Source organism: Candidatus Desulfolinea nitratireducens, from assembly GCF_982879505.1.
In genome coordinates, this window is the sequence record NZ_CEYOSI010000023.1 from 18,601 (window position 1) to 25,280 (window position 6,680).

A 6,680-nucleotide genomic window follows, 5' to 3' on the forward strand; every position below is an offset into this window, starting at 1 on the left:
GCGTACTCAGGATCTACCCCTTTTATCTCGCGCGAGGTTTGCATCCATAAATCAATCTCATTCAGCAGATAACGGCGATGTCCGCCTTGTGTACGATAAACGGGTAAAACTCCCTGATCAGACCATGCTCGCACCGTACTGGGGTGTACTCCAAGCATATCTGCAACGTCGCTCAGAGAAAGCCAATCGCTTAAATTGCGTTTATTCATAAAAATGCCACTAAGTGAAAATCTCCGTAATTCTACGTAAACTTAAGTAAGGCCAACTTTATCAAGGAGGCCTTATCTGGTCAACACAGGTTTTCGTAAGTTTATGAATCGTTTATATTAAAAATTCAAAAATCGGCAGTAGCTTTCTCTCCCTGGCCACTGCCGATCTTTGAATTACGCGGGGTCCCTGCTTGCAACCACGTCTGGTAGGTTTCCAATAAAAACATCCTACCAGAGGGGCGTCTCCAAAATGTGGACAAGGGGAGATATGAATTAACCTAAACCGTTAAAAATGGTTTTGGGAGTGGCTAAACAGGTGTGTATCAAAGTGGCAATCCTATGGCTCTGCGGGGATTTGTAATCCCTGCTTACACAGGAAAAACGCTGGATTACAAATCCAGCCAGAGCAGATCATTATTTTAATTACACACGAAAATAGCCACTCCCTGGTTTTTCAATCACGGCAAAAATTCAAATTCATGATAAACTTCCCCCGGTAAAATTCTTATTGGAGAAAATCCATGACATCCAAAAATTCCCACCCGATCAAAATTGCCGGCCTAAAGCGAGAGTTACCTCTCTTTGAAATCAAACCTGGTTTGCGAATTGCGATTCTTAATATCCTTGGTGATACAGAGTTGGTAGAAAATTGCGCAAAAGCGCTTGGGAAAAAACTTAAATCGATTAACTATGATGTTCTCATCACTGCCGAAGCAAAATCAATCCCATTGGTATATGCGCTTTCTGTCGTCACCGGAAAACCCTACGTAGTTCTTCGCAAATCGTATAAACCCTATATGGGTGAAGTGATAAGCGCCGAGACACTCTCGATCACTACCGGTGAGCCGCAAACGCTGATCCTCGACGAAAAAGACCATGCTTTGCTCAAAGGCAAGAAAGTCATTCTTGTAGACGATGTGATCAGCACCGGTTCCACATTGCAGGGCATGCGCATCCTGATGGAAAAAGCCGGCGCGGCAATCGAGGCTGAGGCAGCCATCCTGACCGAAGGCGACCGTGCAAAATGGGAGAATATCGTTGCTCTGGGGCATATTCCTTTATTTTCAGATTAATCGCTCAAACTAATGAAAAGCAAAAACTTCCGAAGTCTAAAAGACTTCGGAAGTTTGCTGTTCCAAAGGACAACAAGAGGAATCGCCTTTAGATTTTCTTGACCAATTTTTCTTTTCGTTTTCTGGAGAAGTTTTTGATGGCCCTCTCTCTTTTTAATGCGCTACTTCTATCAGGTTGCTCTTCCAGATAAATCAACTTTACCGGTCTACGTGAGCGGGTATATTTAGCGCCTCTCCCTGCGTTATGCTCTTTCTCTCGTCGGGTGGGATCAGTCGTCCAGCCAGTGTAATAAGTTCCGTCAGCGCACTCAAGAAGATAGCAAAAAAAGGGCATTAGCTACGCGGTTTTTTCTGACGAATGCCAAATAAGCGTTCAGAAATTCCGGCCACATTGATAGAGGGACCGCCCTTATCATCTTTAAATAACCAACCAGCCTTTAGACGCTCATCCAGCCAGTTCAGGCCTCCCTCTTCAGCACTGGTGAGCTGCTCATCCAGCGCATCTTTATCTTCAGCCGAGATACTTTCTTTCAAGGTTTGGAGGGATGCGATCATTCCGTCCAGAACGCGAACGGTGTTTTCGCCATTCAACAGAGCAGCATCGGAAAGAGACCTGGCACTCTCAGGATGGAGGCTTGCTCTCGTTGTTTCGGCATATGGGCGGCCGGCGAGTTTGCGCGCTTCATTCCAGCCCGGATGATCTACCGTTGCATTGAGTAGAGCGGCTGCCGTCAGTTGTGGAAGAAGATGGATAGATGACATCAACCCATCTATTTCTGTGATATCAGAAAACAGAGGCTGTGAGCCAAGGAGCTGCGCCAGATCAGCAGCCAGCTGGACAGTTTCCCCCGAAGTATTGGGGGGGGCTGCGATCATCGTCACTCCGTTTTGGAATAGGTCTGCCCGAGCCGCGTTAACGCCGAACTCTTTCTCGTGCAGATATTCGGGATTTATAACGGGGACAAGCCCAATATATGAGCGCCCCGCAGGAAGCAGTTCCTGCATCCACATCTGAACGGCTTTCTTAACTGGTGCTGTATCTAAAATCACAGCATCCTCTTTCAAATCCTGCACGATATAACCCAGGGTATCTTTGATTTCACTGAGGGGCAAACTCAATACAATAATATCTGCCTCTCTAACTGAGTTAGGCAGGTTCCGCTTGATTTCGTCCACAGCGCCAAGCTTTTTTGCAGCTCTGGCAGTAGCCGAGTCTTTATCGTGACCAACGCGGACAATATTTTTATTATGATCTGCAAGGGCCAAGCCAATAGAGGCCCCAATCTGCCCCAAGCCAATGATGCTAATTTGTATACTCATCTTTATCCTTCTGGTTGATTTTTTCCTGCATTATACCCCGCTACTTGTCCTAGAATCGAGAGAACCAGGGACGCCGACCCTGGTTCTCTTTTGAAAGGAGGAGAAGAGAAATCACTTATGCTTTATATTAACATAGGCAAATCAGGGCTACTTGACGCTTGTCCTACGATTACCCTACGGCTGCCCCCTAGTTATCAAATATGTAAGGAAAAAACCTATTTTGTCCATATTTGATGAACCAAACTTGCATTTAATGGAGGGTAAACGCTACAATAGAGCAAAGAATTTGGAGGTGATCATGAAACGCAGCCCCTCAACCACGATTTATTTCAGCAAAGTGCAGGATACTCCCATAGGCGAGATCTGGCTTGCCTGCTCTGATCGGGGTCTGGTCGCCGTTGAGTGGGATTCCAGGCGGTCTGAATTACTGGACTATATCACCCGTCGCTTGAAATCACCTGCTGAAGAAGATTCGCGCCGCTTGGCTCACGCGGCCAACCAGTTACACGAATATCTGGATGGGACACGCCGTCAATTCACCATCCCGATTGATTGGTCCCTGATGCGCCCCTTCCAGCGTGAGGCCCTTCTGGCAACTTTCGCCATCCCCTATGGACAAACCTCAACATACGGTAATCTTGCCCGCCAAATCGGGCGTCCGGGTGCAGCCCGGGCAGTGGGACGTGCTGAGGCGACCAATCCCATGCCGCTGGTGATCCCCTGTCATCGCGTGCTGGGATCTAAAGGAAAACTTCGGGGATATGGCGGTGGCTTGAAGATCAAAAAATGGCTGCTGCAAATGGAGGGGGCGGTGCTGGCGTAGAGGCAGCCTCAAACCCCAACCACTTATTTCATCAGCGCCAATAGTGAAAGAAATTCAAAAGCAAGGTTAGCGGCCAGGATCGAAGTGATCTCGGAATGGTCATAGGGCGGGCTGACTTCTACCAGATCAAATCCAACTATATTGAGCCCCTCCAATCCACGAACCAATTGTAAAATTTGGTAACTCGACAAACCTCCCACCTCTGGTGTCCCGGTCCCGGGGGCAAATGCAGGGTCAACGGCATCGATATCCAGCGAGACATAAACAGGGCGGTCCCCAATCGTCTTGTGGATTTCCTCAATCGTCGAGGGAATGCCTCCATCCAAGACCTTTTCTATGGTTTGTATTTTCACCCCCATCTCTTCTGGCTCTGTGATATCAGTGGATTCACTGATTGGACCACGAATACCAACCTGAATATAGGCATTCGGGTCGATTAGTTTTTCTTCTATTGCCCTAAGATAAGGTGTGCCGTGGCTATAAGGTTGATCCTCATATTCTTCATCCCATGTATCAGGATGAGAATCAAAATGGACGACAGCCAGCTCACCATATTTTGCGGCATGGGCGCGGAGTAAGGGCAGGCTGATCGAGTGATCGCCCCCGAGGGCAAGAACCTTCACATCCTGGTCAAGGATGGTTTTTGTATCTTTGGTGATATTTTTCATTGTTGCTCTGATATCGACGGGAATCACACCTATATCGCCATAATCCACGATCTTAAGTTCTTTGGTTGGAGCGATATTCAGCGCACGATTGAAGCCCCAGATCATAAGCGAGGACTCGCGAATCTTCCTTGGCCCAAAGCGGGTTCCGCTTCGATAGGATGTGCCACTGTCAAAGGGAATCCCGACAACGGCAACATCGACACCATCCAGTTCGCGAGTGGCTGGCAGGCGCAAAAATGAGGGGATGCCGTGAAAAGGCTCAAGATCAGCACCAAAGGCAGGATTGGGGTTATTTGTTTGCATAAATATTCCTCATGTTGTTAATTTCATAGAAGCGCTTTTTTTCGAAGGACTTGCAATGATTATAGGCTAAAAATAAGGCGCTTTATTGCCGAATAAGACCGAAGTCACTATTTTGTTGAAAGATCTTGGTGGGCATACAAAAACGGCCATGAGGCACGCCAATCTTCCAACAAGTTCAGGCGCTGCCGGACAATCATGAATAAAAGTTCTCTAAAAACAGGAGTGTGGAATGTAACAAAAGATTTGCTCCATTCACGCAATCTTCCCAGTCAGTGTATTCATGTGGCGAGTGACTGATCCCATCTTTTGATGGAATGAAAATCATTCCGACAGGACAAATGCCTGCAAAGCTTTGAGCATCATGGCCTGGACCCGATGCTAATGTCAGAGAACTCAACCCTAAAGTATTTGCACTTTTTTCTATTATTTCCTGCATTCCAACACTCATCAACGCCGGCTGCCGTTCACCAAGAAAATCTATTTCAATGCCAAGCCCATATTGTGCGGCAATCTGCTTTGCCCTTTCCAATAGCTCTTCGTCCAACTTATCCATTACCTTGGCTTTCGGAGCTCTAAACTCCAGAGACAATTTTGCTTTTCCAGGAATAATATTGAAGCTGCCTGGTTCATATCGCATATTACCAATATTCACATAACAGGTTGGGAACTGTTCAATAACCATTTGGCGAGCCGCCAGTGAAAATGCACTTGCTCCTATGCCAGCGTCCCTGCGAGAGTCCATTGGTGCCGTGGCGGCATGATCTTCCTTCCCAAGAAAGGTTATGTTATAAAATACAATCCCTGCAATACTGCTCACAAGGCCAACATCCTTATTGGCTTTTTCCAATTTTGAACTTTGCTCAACATGCAATTCGAGATATCCGGCTATTTTCTGCAAGTCCCGCTTTGCATTTAATATTTTGCTTTCTTTTAGCCCTGCTCTTTCCAGTCCATCCACCAGGGCAGTGCGCCCTCCCCTGGGATTTTCAAGTTCCTTATCGGTCAATTTCCCTGTTAACGCATAGCTTCCCAGGAAACTAACCAGGGATCCCTCCTCATCAGTGAAATCAATTACTTCCAAATTAATTGGGAGGTTAATCCCTTCCTCCTTAATTCTTCTCAGAACCTCCAACCCAGCAAAAACACCAAGGGCTCCATCAAAACGCCCACCATTAGGAACAGAATCGAGGTGAGACCCAATGATGAGTGATGGCCTGTCATGATATGAGCAGGGTAATATCAGTGAATGATTTCCTGCTTGATCGACTTTGAATCCCAGACCAGCATCCAGAGCTTTATCCCTTATCCATGATCTGGCTTCCAAATGCGCATTACTAAATGTAGGGCGATGAACTCCCCCCTCATCTGTTGCCCCAATTTGTGAAAGCAAGTCAAATTCTTTTCTAAATCGTTCTTCGTCTATTTGAATGTTATTATTTACCATAGCAATATTATAATAGTTCTACTAAGAGAAGTGATATTTGGAACTCTTTTCCTATTGAAGCTATTTATTTAAAGGTCGCCAACAGTTTATCGAGAAAACAAGGATGTGCAAATGAAAACAGGTTTACGAATTGGGATCGATATTGGGGGAACATTTACTGATGCAATCGCTATCTCAGCCAGGGGCATCACCACTGCAAAAGTTCCTTCCAATCCTACAAATCCGGGGGAAGCCGTATTGGCCGCTGTAGAAGCGCTAAATTTACAGGAAACACCCGAACGATTTTTGCATGGGACCACTTTGGTCACCAACATGCTACTGGAAAGAAAAGGGGCCGATACAGGCTTTATCACCGGGCAGGGAATGCGCGACATTCTACATATCGGTCGACATGAACGCCCACTAACCTATGCAATTAAACAAGAAATTCCTCACCAGCATCACCCCCCTGTGCCAAGAAAATGGCGTCTAACAGTTCCTGAACGCGTTGATGCACAAGGAAATGTGGTCACACCTTTGGATGAATCCAAAGTACGCAGCGCAGCACGTAAATTAAATACTATGGGTGTGGAGGCAATTGCAATTGGTTTTCTACATTCTTACCAATATCCTGAAAATGAGAGAATAGTAGAAGAATGGGTAAAAGAAGAAGCCCCCGACGCGTTTGTATGCACCTCCAATGAAATTTCTCCGCGTTTTCGTGAATATGAACGCTTCCTGACCACAACCTGGAACGCTCGTGTCGCCCCCCAAGCTGCTCAATATCTTTCAAACCTGGCTCGAGAGCTGGATTCTCGATGGCCCGGTCTAAAACTGACTTTGATGACAAGCAACGGCGGC

The 6,680-nt window shown here is 46.5% G+C and carries 8 protein-coding genes; 3 read left to right on the forward strand and 5 right to left on the reverse strand.

Features of this window, described 5'->3' with window-relative positions:
- On the reverse strand, positions 1-209 hold a 209-nt coding region (locus AC3DOM_RS03575), incomplete at its 3' end, for a helix-turn-helix domain-containing protein (protein WP_487917652.1).
- A gap of 521 nt (positions 210-730) precedes the next feature.
- On the opposite strand from AC3DOM_RS03575, the gene AC3DOM_RS03580 reads away from it, so the two are divergent.
- Positions 731-1,282, forward strand: coding sequence for a phosphoribosyltransferase family protein (locus AC3DOM_RS03580; RefSeq protein ID WP_487917653.1), 552 nt, complete (start codon positions 731-733; stop codon positions 1,280-1,282).
- 88 nt (positions 1,283-1,370) lie between these two features.
- On the opposite strand, the gene AC3DOM_RS03585 is transcribed toward AC3DOM_RS03580, so the two are convergent.
- Complete coding sequence (locus AC3DOM_RS03585; protein ID WP_487917654.1) at positions 1,371-1,616, reverse strand: GIY-YIG nuclease family protein; 246 nt, start codon at positions 1,614-1,616, stop codon at positions 1,371-1,373.
- Positions 1,616-2,602, reverse strand: coding sequence for a prephenate dehydrogenase (locus tag AC3DOM_RS03590; protein WP_487917655.1), 987 nt, complete (start codon positions 2,600-2,602; stop codon positions 1,616-1,618). The genes AC3DOM_RS03585 and AC3DOM_RS03590 overlap by 1 nt, the downstream gene beginning before the upstream one ends.
- A 298-nt stretch (positions 2,603-2,900) precedes the next feature.
- Here AC3DOM_RS03590 and AC3DOM_RS03595 point away from each other — a divergent pair, with 298 nt between their 5' ends.
- Entirely contained in the window at positions 2,901-3,425 is a 525-nt protein-coding gene (locus AC3DOM_RS03595; protein ID WP_487917656.1) for a methylated-DNA--[protein]-cysteine S-methyltransferase, read from the forward strand.
- A gap of 23 nt (positions 3,426-3,448) precedes the next feature.
- On the opposite strand, the gene speB is transcribed toward AC3DOM_RS03595, so the two are convergent.
- Positions 3,449-4,396 (reverse strand): agmatinase, encoded by a 948-nt coding sequence (gene speB, locus AC3DOM_RS03600; protein ID WP_487917657.1) that lies wholly within the window; start codon positions 4,394-4,396, stop codon positions 3,449-3,451.
- A gap of 193 nt (positions 4,397-4,589) precedes the next feature.
- Positions 4,590-5,840 carry an allantoate amidohydrolase gene (locus AC3DOM_RS03605; RefSeq protein ID WP_487917658.1) on the reverse strand — a complete coding sequence of 417 codons (1,251 nt, stop codon included), beginning with the start codon at positions 5,838-5,840 and terminating at the stop codon, positions 4,590-4,592.
- Between the two features lie 111 nt (positions 5,841-5,951).
- Here AC3DOM_RS03605 and AC3DOM_RS03610 point away from each other — a divergent pair.
- Positions 5,952-6,680, forward strand: a 729-nt coding sequence (locus tag AC3DOM_RS03610; protein WP_487917659.1) for a hydantoinase/oxoprolinase N-terminal domain-containing protein, incomplete at its 3' end; no start/stop codon positions are given.

What these genes read in the sequence shown, in the direction of transcription:
- AC3DOM_RS03590 (WP_487917655.1), bottom strand. Translation starts at nt 2,602, where the DNA reads ATGAGTATACAAATTAGCATCATTGGCTTGGGGCAGATTGGGGCCTCT.
- AC3DOM_RS03580 (WP_487917653.1), top strand. Translation starts at nt 731, where the DNA reads ATGACATCCAAAAATTCCCACCCGATCAAAATTGCCGGCCTAAAGCGA.
- AC3DOM_RS03595 (WP_487917656.1), top strand. Translation starts at nt 2,901, where the DNA reads ATGAAACGCAGCCCCTCAACCACGATTTATTTCAGCAAAGTGCAGGAT.
- speB (WP_487917657.1), bottom strand. Translation starts at nt 4,396, where the DNA reads ATGCAAACAAATAACCCCAATCCTGCCTTTGGTGCTGATCTTGAGCCT.
- AC3DOM_RS03605 (WP_487917658.1), bottom strand. Translation starts at nt 5,840, where the DNA reads ATGGTAAATAATAACATTCAAATAGACGAAGAACGATTTAGAAAAGAA.
- AC3DOM_RS03585 (WP_487917654.1), bottom strand. Translation starts at nt 1,616, where the DNA reads ATGCCCTTTTTTTGCTATCTTCTTGAGTGCGCTGACGGAACTTATTAC.